This is a genomic window from Cupriavidus sp. KB_39, from assembly GCF_052114485.1.
Taxonomy (GTDB): domain Bacteria; phylum Pseudomonadota; class Gammaproteobacteria; order Burkholderiales; family Burkholderiaceae; genus Cupriavidus.
On record NZ_JBFREV010000042.1, the window covers coordinates 21,942 to 38,932 of the forward strand.

Consider the following 16,991-nt stretch of genomic DNA (forward strand, 5'->3'; position numbering starts at 1 on the left):
CCGGTCAAATCATCGATCGGMAACCAGCCATGTCATCCCAGACCCTTGCCTCGGCGCCCGCGTCGACAAATCATCACTTCGGTGCAGGCCACCGCTGGAAAGTCCTCGGCGTGGGCGTCGCCGCCAATGCCAGCGTGATGGCCGGCGCCAGCGGCATTCCCACCACCGCCGTCTGGCTGCGGACGGGGTATCACTTCGACAACGCCGAGCTGGGCCTCGCCCTCGGGGCGCTCGGTTTCGGCGTCGCCCTGTCCGAACTGCCCTGGGGCGTGGCGGCGGACCGCTGGGGCGACCGCCCCGTGCTGCTCGGCGGCCTCGCCTCCACCGCCATCGCCCTGCTGGTCATGGCGCTGTGGCTCGCTCCGGCCGGTGGTCATGCGCCGCCGCTGGGCTGGCTGATGAGTGCGATGGCGGTCGTCGGGCTGTTGAGCGGGAGTGTCAATGGCGCGAGCGGCCGAGCCGTGATGCGCTGGTTCCGCGAAGGCGAACGCGGGCTGGCCATGAGCATCCGGCAGACGGCGGTGCCGCTGGGCGGTGGCATTGGCGCCCTCACGCTGCCGTGGCTCGCCTCGACGGTCGGCTTCACCTGGGTCTATGGATGGGTAGCGCTGCTGTGCGGCGTGTCGGCGTGGCTGACGTGGCGATGGCTGCATGAGCCGCCGGCGGCAGGCTGCGTGGCGTCACCGGCGTGCCGGGTTCCCACGGCGAATCCCCTGCGGCAACCGGGCATCTGGCGCATCRTCGCGGCCATCGGCCTGCTCTGCATGCCGCAGTTCGCGGTGCTGACGTTCGCGTCGATATTCCTGCACGACTTTGCGCACGCCGGGCTCGGCGTCATCACCGCCACCATGGTCGCCGTGCAGGGCGGCGCGATGGCCATGCGCGTGTGGAGCGGCCGTTGGACCGACCGCCGTGGCAACCGTCGCGCCTATCTGCGCGGCTGCACGCTGGTGTCGGTGGCCGCCTTCCTGGTGCTGGCGGCCTGCGTCCAGGGCAGCGCCGGCAACGCCCACGGCCTGTGGATGGCCCTGCTGCCGGCGATGATCGCCCTCGCCGGCATCTGCGTCTCGGCCTGGCAYGGCGTGGCYTATGCGGAGCTGGCSGCCATGGCCGGGGCCGAGCGCGCGGGCACGGCGCTCGGCATGGCGAATACCGCCGTGTTCCTCGGATTCTTCCTCACGCCACTAACCCTGCCGCACTGGCTCGCGGCCACCTCATGGCCGGTGGTCTGGGCCGGCACTGCTGTGATCGCGCTGATGGCGTGGCCGCTGTTTCCGGGAACGAAGCCCAGAATGTGAATCGCCCCCGGGGGACCGGGGGCGATTCACGATGCTGCGGGCTTACGATGCCAGCGAGGGCGAGATCCGGTTGTGGTCTTCGTCCTCCGGCTCCTCGTCCGGCCAGGAGCGTCCCACCATCCACTCGTACAGCGTCGGCAGCACGATCAGCGTCAGCATCGTTGCCGTAATCAGGCCGCCGATGATCACGATGGCCAGCGGGCGCTGCGTCTCCGCGCCAATCGCGCGCGAGATCGCCATCGGGAACAGGCCCAGCATGGCCAGCATCGCCGTCATCAGCACGGTCCGCAGCCGATCCATCGAGCCAGCCAGCACGGCCTCGCGCACGGAGAGCCCTTCATCGCGCAGCTGGTTGAAGTACGTCACCATCACCACGCCGTTCAGCACGGCCTGGCCGAACAGCGCGATAAAGCCGATCGCCGCCGAGACGGACAGCGGAATCCCGGTCAGGAACAGCGCGAACACGCCGCCGATCAGCGCGAACGGGATGTTCGAGATGATCAGCGTGGCACTCTTGAACGACTTGAACGCGTTGAACAGCAGCAGGAAGATCACCAGCACCGACAGCGGCACCACGATCGACAGCCGCGCCATGGCGCGCTCCTGGTTCTCGAACTCGCCGGACCAGCTGATTTTCACGTCCTCGGCGTTGACGTTCTTCTTCACCAGCGCCTGCATGTCCTTCACCACGCTACCCATGTCCCGGTCGTGGATGAAGATGCCGATCGACGTGGTGCGCTGGCCGTTCTCGCGGCTGATGTTCATGGCGCCCGAGGCGGCCCGGAACGTCACCAGTTGCGACAGCGGCACCTGCGCGCCATCGGCGGTCTGCATGAAGATGTTCGGCAGGTTCGGCAGTTCGCGCTCGCCCGCCTTCAGGCGCACGGCCACGCTGAAGTGGCGCTCGCCCTCCCACAGCTCCGTGGCGGCCTTGCCGGCCAGCGCGGTTTCCATCAGGTCCTGCACGTCGGCCACGTTGATGCCGTAGCGCGCCGCCTGGGCCCGATCGAACTCCAGCACGTACTGCGGCAGTTCGCCGTCGCGGTCGATGAACGCGCGCATCACGCCCTTGACCGACTGCACGTTCGCCAGGATCTGGTCCGCTACCTGCTTGTTCTGCTGCAGGCTGTCGCTCTGCACCTTGATCACGATCTGGCCCTTGATCTGGGAGATGCTCTCAAGAATGTTGTCGCGCACCGGCTGCGAAAAGTTCGGCTCGATGCCGGGCATCTGGCGCAGGTTGCGGTTGATTTCCTCGATGATCTTGCGCTTGTCGTAGCCGGCCCGCCACTTCTGGTCCGGCTTCAGGTCCACCAGGATTTCGACGGTGTTGATCAGCTTCGGATCCGTGCCGTCGTCCGGGCGGCCCACCTTGGAGATCGTGGTGTTCACCTCGGGCGTCTGGCGGATCACGGTCCGCAGCTTGCGCGCCTGGTCGCGGGCCTCATCCAGCGAGACCGACGCCGGCAGGTCGAAGCTGACCCACATCGAGCCTTCGTCCAGCTCCGGCAGGAACTCGCTGCCGAGGAACTTGCCCACGCCCACGGTGGCGACCAGCAAACCCAGCGCGATGCCAACCACCATCTTCTTGTGGTCCAGCGCCCACTTCAGCATCGGCTCATAGAGCCGCTTGCAGTGGCGCACCATGAAGTTGTCTTCGTGCGCGATGTTCTTCTTCAGCAGCAGGTGGCACAGCAGCGGCACCAGCGTCAGCGAGATGATCAGCGAGCCGATCAGCGCCCCKGTCACCGTATAGGCCATCGGCGCGAAGATTTTGCCCTCATGGCGCTGCAGCGTGAAGATCGGGATGTGCGCCGCGATGATGATCACCATCGAGAACACGGTCGGCCGGCCCACCTCGGTCGTCGCCAGCAGGATGGCGTTGAGCCGCGCCTTGTTGTCCTGGATCTGCTGCTCCTTCAGCTCGCCCAGCCGCTTGAAGATGTTCTCCACCACGATCACCGCGCCGTCCACGATGATGCCGAAGTCCATCGCGCCGAGCGACAGCAGGTTGGCCGGAATGCCCACCCAGGTCAGGCCGATGAAGGTGGAGAGCAGCGCCAGCGGAATCACCAGCGCCACGATGGCCGCCGCACGCACGTTGGCGAGGAACAGGTACAGCACCGCCATCACCAGCAGCGCGCCTTCCACCAGGTTGCCGAACACCGTGTGCAGGGTCTTGTCGATCAGCGTGGAGCGGTCGTAGTACGGCACGATCTTCACGCCCTTCGGCAGGATCGTGCTGTCGAGCAGGTCGATCTTCTGCTTCAGCGCGTCCAGCACGATCGACGGGTTCTCGCCCTTGCGCATCACCACGATGCCAGAGACGATATCGTCCTCGTCGTCCTGCCCCATCAGGCCCTGCGGCGGCGCCGAGCCCACCTTCACCTCGGCGATGCCCTTGACCAGGATCGGCGTGCCGTTCTTCTCGCTCACCACCACGTTGGCGATGTCCGCCGAGGTGCGGAAGCTGCCCAGTGAGCGCAGCAGGAACTGCTGCCGGCCATGCGCCACCGCGCCGCCGCCGGCGTTCGAGTTGCCACGCTGGAGCGCCGTGAACAGTTCGGACARCGAGATCCCSGCATCGCGCATCCGCGCCAGGTTCGGGTTCACCTCGTACTGCTTGATGCTGCCGCCAATCGTCACCAGGTCGGCCACGCCGGGCACCTGGCGCAGGTTCTTCTCGACCACCCAGTCCTGCAGCGTGCGCAGTTCCTGCGGCGAATAGCCCTTGCCGGTCAGCCGGAAACGATAGATTTCGCCGATGGCCGTGGAGAGCGGCGCGAGGTCCGGATGCACGCCGTCGGGCAGGTCCACGCTGCGCAGCCGCTCGATGATCTGCTGGCGGGCGGTGACGTCGGTGGCCTTGTCGTTGAACGTGACCATCATGAACGACAGGCCGAACTGGGTGTGCGAGAACACCCGCACCGAGTTCGGCGTGCCGGCCAGGGCGGTCTCGATCGGGATCGTGACCTGCCGCTCCACTTCCTCGGCCGCACGGCCCGGGTAGAGCGTGATGATGTTGACCTGGATGTCGGAGACGTCCGGGAAGGCCTCGATCGGCAGGTTCTTGAAGGCGGCCAGGCCGCCGGCGACGAAGATGATCAGGCCGAGCCAGACGAACAGCTTCTGGTGCAGCGCAAAGTTGACGATACGGGAGATCATGTGTCCGCCATTCCCTTACTTGGCGGACGCGCGCGCCGCATTGACCGCCGTGGCGTCACGCAGGATGTCCTGCAGATAGAGGTTGCCGTCGGTGACCACCACCTCGCCGTCGGTCAGCCCTTCCAGCACCTCGGTCATGCCCGGCAGTGACACGCCGGTCTTCACCAGGCGCCGCTCGAACGTGTTCGTGCCTTTGCGGACGAACACGTAGTTCTTGTTGTCAGCCAGGAACACGGCCTTCGACGGCACCGCGATCCCCTTGAACGAGGCGGCCTGGAGGCGCGCCGTGACGAACATCTCGGCCTTCAGGCGGCGGTCCGCGTTCGGCACGGTCAGCCGCACCTTGATGCTGCGCGACGACGGATCCACGTAATCGGCGATCTTGACCACGGTGCCCTGGAACGTCTCGCCCGGATAGGCGGCGCTGGTCAGTTGCACCGTCACGCCCGGCTTGAACAGGCCGAGGTCCGCCTCGGCCGCATCCACCTGGGCCCAGAGCGTGGTCGGGTCGGTGATCAGGAACAGCGGCGAGCTGGGCGCCTGGTCCGGGCGCAGTTCCATGCCCGTGTTGATATTGCGCTCCACCACCAGGCCCTCGATCGGGCTGCGCAGCGCGAAGCGCTGGTTCACCGCATCGCCACCGGCGGCCGCGCCGTACATGCGCAGCGCCGCCTGCGTGCGTTGCTGGTCGGCGGCGGCACGGGCGCTATCGGCCTGCGCCTGCTCCAGTTCCTTCTGGGCGACGATGCCGGCGCCGTACAGCTCGCGCTGGCGTGCCAGGGACTTGGCGGCCACGGCGCTGTCGGCGGCGGCCTTGCGGGCATCGGCCTGGGCCAGGCCATAGTCGGGCGAGGTCAGCGTCGCCAGCGGCTGGCCGGCCTTCACGGTCGCGCCGGGTTGCACGAGGATGTCCATCACGCGGCCCGCGAACGGGGTGGTCACGCGTACGGTCTTGTCCTCGTTCCAGACCAGCCGGCCCGGCAGGCTCAGCATGCGGTCGCCGCCCAGCTTCACCGGCTGGCCGACGATGCCGGGCAGGGTCTTCACCGACTCCGGAAACTGGATGGTCTGGCCGCTGACCTTGGGGTCGTCATCGGCCACGGGTGCCTCCTTCTTGCCACAGGCGACCAGCGCCAGCGCGCAAAGTGACCCGACGGCTGCCAGGCGGAGAGGACGGAACCACTGGGACGAAGACAGCATGTTATGGACGCGACGCATCGGTACGGACCTGGGGAAGCTTGTTGATATCGGAATTGGTAGCTTGCAGCGCGGTGCGGTAGGCGGCCAGCGCCTTGGCGTAGTTGCCCTGCGCCTCGACGGCGTCCACGCGGGTCTGGCGCAGCGCGCGGCGCGCGTCGAGCAGGTCCAGCACGCCCGTGGCGCCCTTCGTGTACGCGAATTCGGCACTGTTCGCGACGGACTCGGCGGCCGGCAGCACGGCGGCCTGCATCTGYTGSAGCGTGGCGCGCGCGGCCTCTAGCTGGCTGCGCAGGCGCTCGATGTCGTTCTGCGCCTCCAGCAGGATGCGGTTGCGGTCGTCCAGCGCGGCGTAGTAATCCACCTCCGCGCGGCGGGCCTCGCCGCCATTGCTGTGCCGCACAAACAGCGGGATCGAGATGAACACGCCGTAGCTGTTGCCATCGCCATAGGTATTAGTGGGCGATTGCGGATAGTGCTCGGCCTGCGCGCCCACCGTCACATCGGGCACGCGGCCGGCGCGGGCCAGGTCGCGCGAGGCGGCGGCGGCGGCCAGCCGGGCTTCGGCGGCGGTCACGTCGGGGCGGCGTTGCAGCACGTCGGGGTCCACCGGYGGGACCGGGGTGTCCAGCGCCGGCCAGTCCGGCACGAGTCGGTTGTCGATCAGCGTGCCCGGCACACCGATGGCGGCGGCCAGGGCGGCCTTGTCGCTGGCGTGGTCAGCCTGGGCGTTGCGCAGGTCGCTCTGGGCGCGCAGCGTTTCCAGCTGGAGCTTGGTGACGTCGGCGCGGGAAATATCGCCGGCCTTCAGCCGGGTCTCATTGGCTTGCTGGGTGCGGGAATAGAGGCCGACGGTCTCGGTCAGCACTTCCAGCCGGGTCTGGCTGACCACGGCTTCGTACCAGGCCTGGTCCACCGCGCCGAGTTGCTGCGCCACGATGGCCTGGGTGGTCTCCCCGGCGGCGGCGCTRGCCTTGCGGGCTGCGTCCACGCGCAGGTTRCCCTTGTTGGCGGTTTCGATGACCTGATCGATGCGCAGCGTGGAATCCACCGTCTTGCTGCGCAGGCTGCCCGATCCCACCCCCGCATGCGGATTGATATTAGTGACACCGAGGCTCAGGACCGGATTCGGCCGTTGCGAGGCGATCTGGACATCGGCCTGGCTGGCTTCCTCGCCGCGCCGGGCGGCAATGATGTCGCGATTGCAGCGCTGGGCGTCAAGCCGCGCCTGGGCAAGTGTGAGCGTGGCCTTGGCCGGTGGCGGCACACAGGGGCCGTCTGGGGGCATCGGCTGGCTGGCGGCGTGGCCAGCAACGGCTGCCACGGCCAGCAGCACGGCCATGGCGGCGCGGGAAACTGAAAAATGCACGATCGGTCTGGCTCAATGTCACTTCGGTCTGACGTAAACGACCGTGCCAGCCGAACGGTGCACCGGGCGGGCGATTTTCTTTCATCGCTCCCCGGGAACCCGCTCTTTTAGCCGCGCTGCCTTGCCGCGCACGATCTCCCGTGCGCATTCAATCGCAATCTCATTACAAACGGCTTTCATCTTGTCGGCATTCCCACCCAAATTCGCCCAACGTGTGGGTCGGGAAAACACCGATTGGCGCTGCGCCCGGTTCAGGCGGAGGTGGCGGATGAGGCGGATGGCGCCGCTGGGCCCGGCGCTGCGGCGACGATCCGCAGCGCACGTTCGAGCACCGGGCGGTCCACCATCTTGCCGTCCACGGCGATGGCCGCGCCCTGCGCGGCGGCGGCTTGGTCCACCACGCGCCGTGCCCACGCCACTTCCTGGGCAGACGGCGCCAGCGCCGCATGCACGCCTTCCACCTGGTTCGGATGGATCAGCAGCTTGGCGCCGAAGCCGAAGCGGCGGCCCCGGGCGGTGTCGTCCGCCAGCGCCTCGGCATCGCCGATGGCGGTGCAGACCCCGTCGACCGGCGCCGGCAGCCCGGCCGCGCGCGAATGGAGTACCAACTCGCTGCGGAAGTGATGCAGCGGCTCGCCATCGTCGGCCACGTCGAGATCGAACATCAGGTCGATGCTGCCGAACACCAGCCGGGTGACGCCGGGCGCGCGCGCCACGTCGTACAGGTCGGCAAACCCGGCGGCGGTCTCCAGCAGGGCATGGCAGTGGGCGYCCGGCAGCTCGGCGTGGAGGGCGGCCAGCGCGGTGGCATCGGCCTTCGGCAGCATGATCTGGCGCACCTGATGCGCCCGGCACCAGGCGAGATCGTCGGCGAACCATGCGGTATCGGCGCCGTTCACGCGCACAAAAAGCTGCACGCCGCCGACCTGGGCGGCAGTCCGCAGGCCGCTCCAGGGGTCGGACAGCCCCGCGCGGGCCTCGGCCTTGGCATCGGGGGCGACGGCATCCTCCAGGTCGACAATGACCGCATCGGCGCCGGCCGACAGGGCCTTGCCGATGCGCTCGGGGCGGGAGGCGGGAACGAACAGGTAGCTGCGCGGTACGCGGGGGGTAGTCATGGTCGGCTCCTGATCAAACCACGCCRTCGGCGTGAAGTTGGGCCACTTGCGCGGCGGAACAGCCGATTTCCGACAGGATGGCATCGGTATGCTCGCCGACTGCGGGAATCGGATCCATGCGCGCATCGGTCAGGCCCGGCGGCAGCAGCGCCGGGATCTCGCCGACCGGCGACGCCACGGTGCGCCACCGTTCCCGGGCGGCCAACTGCGGGTGGTGCCAGACATCGGCCATGGTATTGACGTTGGCGTTGGCGATCTTGGCCTCCTCGAGCCGCTGCACCACCTGCTCCGCCGTCATATGCGAGAACGCTTCGACGATCCGCGCCCGCAACTGGGCGCGGTTGGCGCTGCGCAGGCTGTTGGTGGCGAACGCGGCATGCGTGGCCAGCGCCGGCTCGCCCAGCACGGTCTTGCAGAAGACCGACCACTCCCGCTCGTTCTGCAGCCCCAGCATCACGGTCTTGCCGTCGCCGGTCGGGAACGGCCCGTAGGGGTAGATGGTGGCGTGGGCGGCGCCTGCGCGCGGCGGCGGCTCGGCGCCATCGAACGCGTAGTACATCGGGAAGCTCATCCACTCGACCATCGACTCCAGCATCGACACGTCGATCCGCTTGCCGCGCCCGGTCTGGCCGCGCTCGATCAGCGCCGCCAGGATATTGCTATAGGCGTACATGCCGGCGGCGATGTCCGCCACCGAGGCACCCGCCTTGACGCCCTCCTCGGCCGTGCCGGTCACCGAGACGAACCCCGATTCGCTCTGCACCAGCAGGTCGTAAGCCTTCTTGTCGCGGTAGGGGCCGTCGCCGCCGTAGCCCGAGATGTCGCAGACAATCAGGCGCGGATAGCGGGCCGAGAGCGTCTCGTAATCCAGCCCGAGCCGGGCCGCCGCGCCCGGGGCGAGGTTCTGCACCAGCACGTCCGCGCGCTCCAGCAGCCCTTCCATCACCGGCGCGGCGCCGGGCGCCTTCACATCCAGCGTCAGGCTTTCCTTCGAACGGTTGGTCCAGACGAAGTGCGAGGACAGGCCGCGCACGCGCGTGTCGTAGGCGCGGGCGAAATCCCCCGGGCCGGGCCGCTCGATCTTGATCACGCGTGCGCCGAGGTCCGCCAGCTGGCGGGTGCAGAACGGCGCGGCAATCGCCTGTTCGAGGGAGATGACGGTAATGCCGGCTAGGGGTCGGGTCATGGCGATGGGTCCGGGGGTGCTCGATGCCGCCAATCTACCCGCGCGCCCCGACTATGTGAAATAGGGATTGCCGAAGCCTCCATAAGTAGAATCAATACCCTCAACGAGACGACACCCGRCGAACGGGGCAGGAGGCAGCAGCGATGGAYATCCGGGCAATGCGGTATTTCGTGGCGATCGTCGACCACGGCAGCCTGACGCGCGCCGCCGAGGTCGTGTGCGTGGCGCAGCCGGCGCTGAGCCAGCAACTGGCCGCGCTCGAGGAGGAATTCGGCGTGCCGCTGGTGCATCGCGGCGCCAAGGGCGTACGGCCGACCGAGGCCGGCAAGACACTTTATCGTCACATTCGCAATATCCTGCGCCAGGTCGAGATGGCCGGGGCGGACGTCCGGGTGGCCGGCTCGGAAATCTCCGGCAACGTCGCCATCGGCCTGCCGACCACGGCGGCGGCGGCCTTCGGCATGCCGCTGGTGCGGGCCGTGCGGCAGCGCTATCCGCAGGTGCGGCTGCAACTGTTCGAGAGCATGAGCGGCTATATCTCCGAGCTGCTGAACCAGAACCGGCTCGACTTCGCGATCCTGTTCCGCGACACGGCGTCGCGCGCTGTGGAGCCCGAGCCGCTGGCCAGCGAACCGCTCTACCTGATCGGCACGCCGCCCGGGCGCGCCACCCGCTCGGCCACCATCGCACTGAAGGCCCTCGACGGCATGCCGCTGGTGCTGCCCAGCGGCTCGCAGGGCCTGCGCGAGGTGGTGGAGCGAAGCTTCGCCAAGGCCGGTATCGCCCTGAACGTGGTGGCGGACCTCGATTCGCTGCCCTTCCTGCTGGCCGCCGCCCGCGAGGGGCTGGCCTGCACGGTGCTGCCGGCGTCGTCGCTGGGCGAGAGTCCGGGCGCAGAAGGGAATGGGGATGGGGCTGGCGATGCCGAGGGGGGCATCGGGCGTCGCCTGATCCTGCCGGAGTTGCGCCGCACGCTGTCCCTGTGCTGGCCGCGCGCGCTGCCGCGTTCGAATGCGGCCGAAGCCGTCGCCGACATCCTGCGGGAGATCGTTGCAGCGCGCATCGCCCAGGGCGGCTCSCTGGCGCCGCCGCCCGCCCCTACGGCACCTGCCAGCCGATAAGAAATCCTTATGGCCATAGTCGGCGATTGAATTTCTCCTGCGCACCGGCCTCGGCTAGAGTGGGCGCCAGCATGGGCGGGACCGACATCCCAGATAACCGCCCGCCATAGGAGACAACAATGCTTCGCACCCTTCCCGCCCTCGCCGGCATGGCCGTGGCTCTCACGCTGGCCGCCGTGGGCAGCGCCCACGCCGACACCTATCCCAGCAAGCCCATCCAGATGATCGTGCCCCAGGCGCCGGGCGGCACCAACGAYATCGTYGCCCGGCTGGTGGCCGCCGATCTGTCGCAGCGCCTGGGCCAGCAGGTGGTGGTCGAGAACCGTCCCGGCGCCGGCGGCAACATCGGCACCCAGGCCGCCGCGCGCGCCACGGCCGATGGCTACACGCTGCTGATGACCATCAGCAGCACRCAGGCGATCAACCCGTCGCTCTATCGCCAGATTCCGTTCGATCCGATCAAGGATTTCGAGCCGATCGCCCCCGTGGCGACGGTGCCGAACGTGCTGGTCGTGAATCCCGCGTTCCCGGCCAAGTCGATGRCGGAGCTGATCACGATGGCCAAGGCCAAGCCGGATTTCTATCGCTATGCGTCGGCCGGCAATGGCACGCTGAACCACCTGCTCGGCGAGATGCTGAACAGCATGGCCGGCATCAAGCTTGAACATGTGCCCTACAAGGGTGTGGCGCCGGCGCTGAACGACGTGCTCGGCAACCAGGTGCCGATGGCCTTCGCCAGCCTGCCCTCGGTGCTGGCCCATATCAAGGCCGGCAAGGTGCGGGCGCTGGGTGTGAGTTCGGCCAAGCGGTCGCCATTCGCGCCGGACATCCCGGCCATCAGCGAAACCGTGCCCGGCTATAGCGGCGATCTCTGGGTTGGCCTGTTCGCCGTGCGCGGCACGCCGAAGGCGGTGACGGAGAAGCTCGCCAAGACCTTGCAGGCCGCGCTGGCCGACGCACCGCTGCGCGACAAGCTCGCCGCGCAGGGCGCCGAGGTGCTCATCGGCACGCCGCAGCAGTTCTCGACCATGTTGCGTGCGGATATCGACAAATGGGGCAAGATCGTCAAGGCCTCGGGCGCCCAGGTCGACTGAACGGCGTTAGCCGTAGCCCCTCAGTCGCGGTCCTGCACCGCGCGCAGCAGCGTCAGCCGGGTCTTGCCGTCAGGCATGAAATGCGTGCCGAAGCGCACCAGCCCGGCGCGGCGCAGGTGGCAGGTCATCGTGAAACTCAGCAGCATCCCGGGCTCGGTATCGTCGATGTCGATATCGATGCCCCGGAGCCTCGGCTCGTAGCGCAGCAGCGTGGTTTCAATCTCCCGCTTGAGCGTGTGGGCCGACGCGGGCAGGTGCCGGTAGATGCGCGACAGGTCGCCCAGCCCATAGTCCGGCAGATGAGCCAGCCCGCCGCGCCGACTGTTCAGAATGCGCTGGATATTGTCCTGGACGGACAGGAAGGTCTGCGTCGCCAAATCGAATTCCTCGACCGGCACCCCATTCGCGAAATGCCCTGTCACGGCCTCGAACAGGCCCGGACCGCCGGCCATTACTGGCCAGCCTCATCGAATTCCAGCCCGATGCCGTCTGCGTCCGAGAAGGTCAGCCGGATCGTGGCCGGGGCGCTCGTCTCCGCTGTCTTGTTCCCCATTCTTATTAGCAGCTCGCGGGCCAGCACCGGCAKGATCTGCTGGTCGAGCAGGCTGTCGATATTGCGCGCGCCGGTGTCCGGCAACAGGCAGGCGGCGACCAGCGCGTCCACCAGCCCATTGTCGTAACGCAGCGGCACGCCGAACCGGCGCGCCACCCGCTCGCTCACCTTATCCAGCTTCATGCGTACGATTGTCGCCATCGGCCCGGCGGCCAACGGCCGGAACACCACGGTCTGGAAGCGCGCCAGCAGCGCGGGCTGGAAATGCTCGACCAGCGTCGGGCGGATCGCCTCCATCAGCATGCCGGGGGTCGCCGCGCCGCCGGCCTCGGTCACGGCGTCCGTGGCGGCCAGGATCTGGTCGCTGCCCAGGTTCGACGTCATCACGATCACCGTGTTGCGGAAATCGATCACCCGGCCTTCGCCATCGCGCATAAATCCACGGTCGAACACCTGATAGAACAGGCTCAGCACGTCGCGGTGGGCTTTCTCGACCTCGTCGAGCAACACCACGCTGTAGGGGCGCTGGCGCACCGCCTCGGTCAGGACGCCGCCCTCGCCGTAGCCGACGTAGCCGGGCGGCGAGCCCTTCAGCTGCGACACCGTATGCGCTTCCTGGTATTCGGACAGGTTGATGGTGATCAGCGCCCGCTCGCCGCCGAACATCAGGTCGGCCAGCGCCCGCGCCGTCTCGGTCTTGCCGACGCCCGAGGGCCCCACGAGCAGGAACACGCCGATCGGCGCGTCCTCGGCCTTGAGCCCCGCCTTCGCCGCCCGCAGCCGCTTGCCGAGCGCTGCGAGCGCCTCGTCCTGACCCACCACCACGCTGCCCAGGTTGGCCTCCAGGTCCAGCAGCGTGGCCAGTTCGCTGGCCAGCAGGCTCTCGGCCGGCACGCCGGTCCAGTCTGCGATGACTTCGGCAATCGCGTGCTCATCCACCTCGGCGCGGATCAGGGCGGCCTGCCCGGCCGAACCCACCGCGCGGTGGGCGGCTTCGATCGATGGGGAGAGGTCCTGCCGCAGCGCCTCGTCCGCGGCYTGCCATTGGCGACGCAGGCCGAACAGGGTTTCCGTTGCGGCCTTCTGGGCGGCGAGCGTCTGCGTGAATCGGGCGAGGTCGCCGTCCAGCGCCTCCAGCCGGCTGTCGATGGCGCCGATCCGTGCGGCRTCACGGATGCCCGTGGCGCCCTCGTCCTGCGCCAGCGCAGCCCGCTCGGTCTCCAGCGCCGCGCGCTCGGCCTCGCACCGGGCGAAGGCAATCGGCGTGGCGTCCTGGCTCATGCGCACCCGCGCGGCGGCGGTATCGAGCAGGTCGACCGCCTTGTCGGGCAACTGGCGCCCGGTCAGGTAGCGGCGCGAGAGGCGCACGGCGGCGACGACCGCCGCATCGGTGACATGCACGTCATGGTGCCGCGCATAGCGCTCCTTGAGGCCGCGCAGCATCAGGCACGCGGCCGCGTCGTCGGGCTCGTCCACCTTCACCATCTGGAAGCGGCGTTCGAGTGCCGCGTCCCGTTCGAAATACTGCTTGTATTCGGACCACGTGGTCGCCGCAATGGTCCGCAGCTCGCCCCGCGCCAGCGCCGGCTTCAGCAGGTTGGCCGCGTCGGCGCCGCCAGCGCTGTTACCTGCCCCGATCAGCGTATGGGCTTCGTCGATAAACAGCAGGATTGGCGTCGGCGACTGCTGCACCGCCTCGATCACCTGCTTGAGCCGCTGCTCGAACTCGCCCTTGACGCCGGCGCCGGCCTGCAACAGGCCGAGGTCAAGCGTCAGCACACTGGTGTTGGCGATGATCGCCGGGACATCGCCCTCCGCAATACGCAGCGCGAGCCCYTCGACCAGYGCGGTYTTGCCGACGCCGGGCTCGCCCACGAGGATCGGATTGTTCTTACGGCGCCGCGCGAGGATGTCGATCATCTGCCGGATCTCGACATCACGGCCAAAGACCGGATCGATCTGCCCGGCACGGGCCTTGGCGGTGATGTCGATGGTGAAGCGGCCCAGCACSGGGTTGTCGGGGAGGTGCGCCACGGCCGGGGTGTCGGTCGGAAGGGGAAGGATCTCGGGCAGCCYGTGCGCCTCGCTCGATATCTGATCCAGCTCCGGCATCAGTCGTTCGATCTGCGCGGCGGWGATGCTGAGCAGCGGCCAGGCATCCGGCGCGCGCAGCCAATGCGGCGCTTCCACCAGCGCGGCGAGCAGGTGCGCCGAGCGAATGTCGGTGTCACCCGGTGCCGCCGCAGCGAGCGACGCACGCATCCATGCCGCCTCCAGCCACTGCCCCACGCGCGGCGAGAGCCCGGGCCGGCCGCGCAGGTCATGCGGCAGGCGGTCGATGGCGACGAGCAAGGCATTCCAGATGGCATCGACATCGATTTCATAGCGCCGCAGGATCGCCAGCAGGTCGCCCTCGCCCAGTTCGAGCAGCTTGATCAGCCAGTGCTCGACCTCGATGTCCCGGTGGGCGCGGGTTTCGCAAAGGCTGGCCGCCTCGGTCAGCGCGCGGGCGCAATGGGGGTTCAGGCGGCGCAGGAACGGGGAATRGTCGCGGGCARTCATGASGGAGGGATGGCGATGGGCGGGAAGAATGCGGGGTCGAGGGATGGGGCGGCCGGCGGCGCGGCCGAGGGGCCGAGGGGCCGGCGCGAGGCCGGCCCGACCTTACTCAGGCACGCTCGTTCCAACTATCGGCGTGGATGATGTTGCCGTCCTTGTACGACCAGGTGATCTTCTCGTAGCGCAGCTCGATGCTCTCGAGGTGGTTGTGCTTCTCGAAGGCCGGGCTCTTGATGTCGTGCATCTTCGGCGTGACGCCGACCACCTTGACGTTCTCGAGCTTGGTGTTGAAGTACTCCTTCTCCTTGCCGGCGTCGTCGATCTTGTACCAGCGAATCTCCACCGCCTTCAGCGTCTGGCCGCTGGAGACGGCCTTGTAGAGATACGGCGTCGAGGCGTCGGTCTCCTTGGTGAAGACGATCGGCTCGTGCACGCGCGTGCCGGTCAGCTTGCCGGTGTTGGCGTCCGTCGGGATCTTGACCGCGTGATCGAACGCCACCACTTCGACGCTGCCCTCGCGGCCCGAAACCGTGACCGAACCCTTGATGTCGGCGCCACCATCGTCCTTGATCCACATGTATGCGGGAATTGCCATTTACTTACTCCTTCTGCTGAAATGAACAGGCCGACTGGCCAGAAGTGACCCGATCGCCGTCACGGCAATCGGGAACAAGGGTAATTTCCACACGGCGATTGGCGGCGCGGCCCGCCTCCGTGTCATTGCCCGCCTTCGGGCGGGTGTCGCCGTAGCCTTGCGTCGCGAAATGCGTCAACGGCAAGCCGGCGGCATCGGCCAGCCAGTTGCGGACGGACACCGCGCGGGCCTCCGACAGGCGCAGGTTGCTGCGCGGGTTGCCGGTGGCATCGGTATGGCCGGCCACCAGCACGCGCTTGTCCGGATGCGCCCGGATCATTTCCAGCGCACCGATCAGCACGCGGTTGGAGCCGGGATTCAGGGTGGCGCTGCCGCTGCGGAACAGCGACAGGCTGTCCAGCTCGATCGTGGCCGGCGGCGGAGGCGGCGGGCGGTAGCCGGCGATCAGCGTGTCGATTGGCGCACGCAGCGCGGCCCCGCGATACAGACCGARGCCGAGCCGCAGCGGCACGCCGTTGCGGGCGTGGCGGTCGAGTTCGTCCCGGTCGCGTTTGATGACCTTGAGCGCATCGATACGCGCGGCGTCCTGTGCCGGCGCCAACGCGCGATAGCGGTCCATATTGCCGGTGACGCGCGCCACCAGCGCCCGGTTCTGCCACGCCGAGGCGGCCGCAGCCGCGCAGAACGCCACCGCGAACCACGCGAAGCCATGCGCCAGCGCACGTGGCAGCGCGCGCCGCGCCGGCTGTCGACCGATGCCACGGATCARCGGGTCCGGCAGTGGGTAGCGACCGCTGCCGCCCTCTTGTGCCGGGCGGGCTCCGACCAGACCGGTGATGCGGGCCACGGCACTGGCAAACAGCGAGTTGTCGGCTGGCGTGCCGCRTACCGCGATCGCGCCGACAGCGGCCACCTGCACCGGCCTTCCCGTACGGTGGCCGTCGCGGCTGTCGTCCCGTAAGCGCGGCAACAACGTCGATTGCGCCCATCTGGCTAGGGCGTGCAGCCGATTAGCGCGATACCAACGTGCGGCGCGGTCGGCCGGCTTGGCGGCGCGGGCGTACTGGTCGAGGCTCGCCGCGACTTGCGCGATCCATGCCTCGTCCGCCGGCATCGCTTCGCCAGACATACCGAACCATGGGCTTTCGTCCGGCGGACCTGCGGCGTCCTCGCCGTAGACCGCGATGCACACTGGCAGCGGATAGCCGACGGCGCGGCTCGCCTCGCCAATCGCGTGACGCAAACGGCCGAGGCGCGCGCTCAGCGTTGCGGCGTCTCGGATCYGGTCGGCGGCSGTCAGGCAYRCCACGGCGTCCGGGCCCTGCCCGTCGCGCCAGCGCTTCAGGGCATCCGCCACGTGAGCCAGCCGCGACGGGTCGCCCACACGTACCCAGATCGCGGACTCGGTGATACGGACCAATTCGTCGCCGAATGCCCGCACCAAAGCGCCGTCCGGCTCACCAACGGCGAGCACGAGCGGCGTATTCCGGCGCATGTCGCCGGGCAATACATCGAGTGACGCGTTCACGGCGACCAGCACCGCCTGCGAGGCCTGACGGCCAGCACGCCCGCGCCGCGTGGCGACAATCATCGCCACCAACATCAGCGCCACGACGAACAGCCCCAGCAGCAAATTCCACGTGGTCGACCACGGCGAGCTGAATCCGAGCCACGCCAGACAAAGCGCCGCGATCCAGCCGGCCAAGGTGCGATAGGGATAACCGGTCACGTCGCGC

At 68.5% G+C, this 16,991-nt stretch carries 12 protein-coding genes; 3 read left to right on the forward strand and 9 right to left on the reverse strand.

Annotation, left to right across the window (positions count from 1 at the left end; translation table 11 throughout):
* The first annotated feature begins 29 nt into the window (after positions 1 to 29).
* Entirely contained in the window at positions 30 to 1,298 is a 1,269-nt protein-coding gene (locus AB4Z27_RS24365) for an MFS transporter (protein ID WP_441645462.1), read from the forward strand.
* A 42-nt stretch (positions 1,299 to 1,340) separates the two neighbouring features.
* Here AB4Z27_RS24365 and AB4Z27_RS24370 read toward each other — a convergent pair whose 3' ends face one another.
* From AB4Z27_RS24370 to AB4Z27_RS24390, 5 genes are all read right to left on the reverse strand, one after another.
* On the reverse strand, positions 1,341 to 4,463 hold the full coding sequence (locus AB4Z27_RS24370; protein WP_092293479.1) for an efflux RND transporter permease subunit: 3,123 nt from the start codon (positions 4,461 to 4,463) through the stop codon (positions 1,341 to 1,343).
* Between the two features lie 15 nt (positions 4,464 to 4,478).
* Positions 4,479 to 5,663, reverse strand: a complete 1,185-nt coding sequence (locus tag AB4Z27_RS24375) for an efflux RND transporter periplasmic adaptor subunit (RefSeq protein ID WP_369823404.1) — start codon at positions 5,661 to 5,663, stop codon at positions 4,479 to 4,481.
* Between the two features lies 1 nt (position 5,664).
* A complete protein-coding gene (locus AB4Z27_RS24380; protein ID WP_092293483.1) occupies positions 5,665 to 7,002 on the reverse strand; it encodes a TolC family protein in 1,338 nt (445 codons plus the stop codon).
* A gap of 278 nt (positions 7,003 to 7,280) precedes the next feature.
* Complete coding sequence (locus AB4Z27_RS24385; RefSeq protein ID WP_441645463.1) at positions 7,281 to 8,147, reverse strand: HpcH/HpaI aldolase/citrate lyase family protein; 867 nt, start codon at positions 8,145 to 8,147, stop codon at positions 7,281 to 7,283.
* A 13-nt stretch (positions 8,148 to 8,160) separates the two neighbouring features.
* Positions 8,161 to 9,333: a CaiB/BaiF CoA transferase family protein gene (locus AB4Z27_RS24390; RefSeq protein WP_441591361.1), complete on the reverse strand. Its 1,173-nt coding sequence runs from the start codon at positions 9,331 to 9,333 to the stop codon at positions 8,161 to 8,163.
* Between the two features lie 143 nt (positions 9,334 to 9,476).
* On the opposite strand from AB4Z27_RS24390, the gene AB4Z27_RS24395 reads away from it, so the two are divergent.
* Positions 9,477 to 10,454: a LysR substrate-binding domain-containing protein gene (locus tag AB4Z27_RS24395; protein WP_092293489.1), complete on the forward strand. Its 978-nt coding sequence runs from the start codon at positions 9,477 to 9,479 to the stop codon at positions 10,452 to 10,454.
* Between the two features lie 119 nt (positions 10,455 to 10,573).
* Entirely contained in the window at positions 10,574 to 11,548 is a 975-nt protein-coding gene (locus AB4Z27_RS24400) for a Bug family tripartite tricarboxylate transporter substrate binding protein (protein WP_441645464.1), read from the forward strand.
* Between the two features lie 20 nt (positions 11,549 to 11,568).
* Here the strand turns inward: AB4Z27_RS24400 and tssE are convergent, their stop codons facing one another.
* The 4 genes from tssE to AB4Z27_RS24420 form a co-directional block, all read right to left on the reverse strand.
* Entirely contained in the window at positions 11,569 to 12,000 is a 432-nt protein-coding gene (gene tssE, locus AB4Z27_RS24405) for a type VI secretion system baseplate subunit TssE (RefSeq protein ID WP_092293493.1), read from the reverse strand.
* Positions 12,000 to 14,663, reverse strand: a complete 2,664-nt coding sequence (gene tssH, locus AB4Z27_RS24410; protein WP_441645465.1) for a type VI secretion system ATPase TssH — start codon at positions 14,661 to 14,663, stop codon at positions 12,000 to 12,002. The genes tssE and tssH overlap by 1 nt, the downstream gene beginning before the upstream one ends.
* Before the next feature lie 106 nt (positions 14,664 to 14,769).
* Positions 14,770 to 15,255: an Hcp family type VI secretion system effector gene (locus AB4Z27_RS24415; RefSeq protein ID WP_092293497.1), complete on the reverse strand. Its 486-nt coding sequence runs from the start codon at positions 15,253 to 15,255 to the stop codon at positions 14,770 to 14,772.
* A 4-nt stretch (positions 15,256 to 15,259) separates the two neighbouring features.
* Positions 15,260 to 16,984, reverse strand: a complete 1,725-nt coding sequence (locus tag AB4Z27_RS24420; RefSeq protein WP_441645466.1) for an OmpA family protein — start codon at positions 16,982 to 16,984, stop codon at positions 15,260 to 15,262.
* Between the last annotated feature and the right edge of the window lie 7 nt (positions 16,985 to 16,991).

Excerpts from the sequence above, each read along its gene's own strand:
- tssE (WP_092293493.1), bottom strand. The coding sequence starts at position 12,000 with ATGGCCGGCGGTCCGGGCCTGTTCGAGGCCGTGACAGGGCATTTCGCG.
- AB4Z27_RS24375 (WP_369823404.1), bottom strand. The coding sequence starts at position 5,663 with ATGCTGTCTTCGTCCCAGTGGTTCCGTCCTCTCCGCCTGGCAGCCGTC.
- AB4Z27_RS24415 (WP_092293497.1), bottom strand. The coding sequence starts at position 15,255 with ATGGCAATTCCCGCATACATGTGGATCAAGGACGATGGTGGCGCCGAC.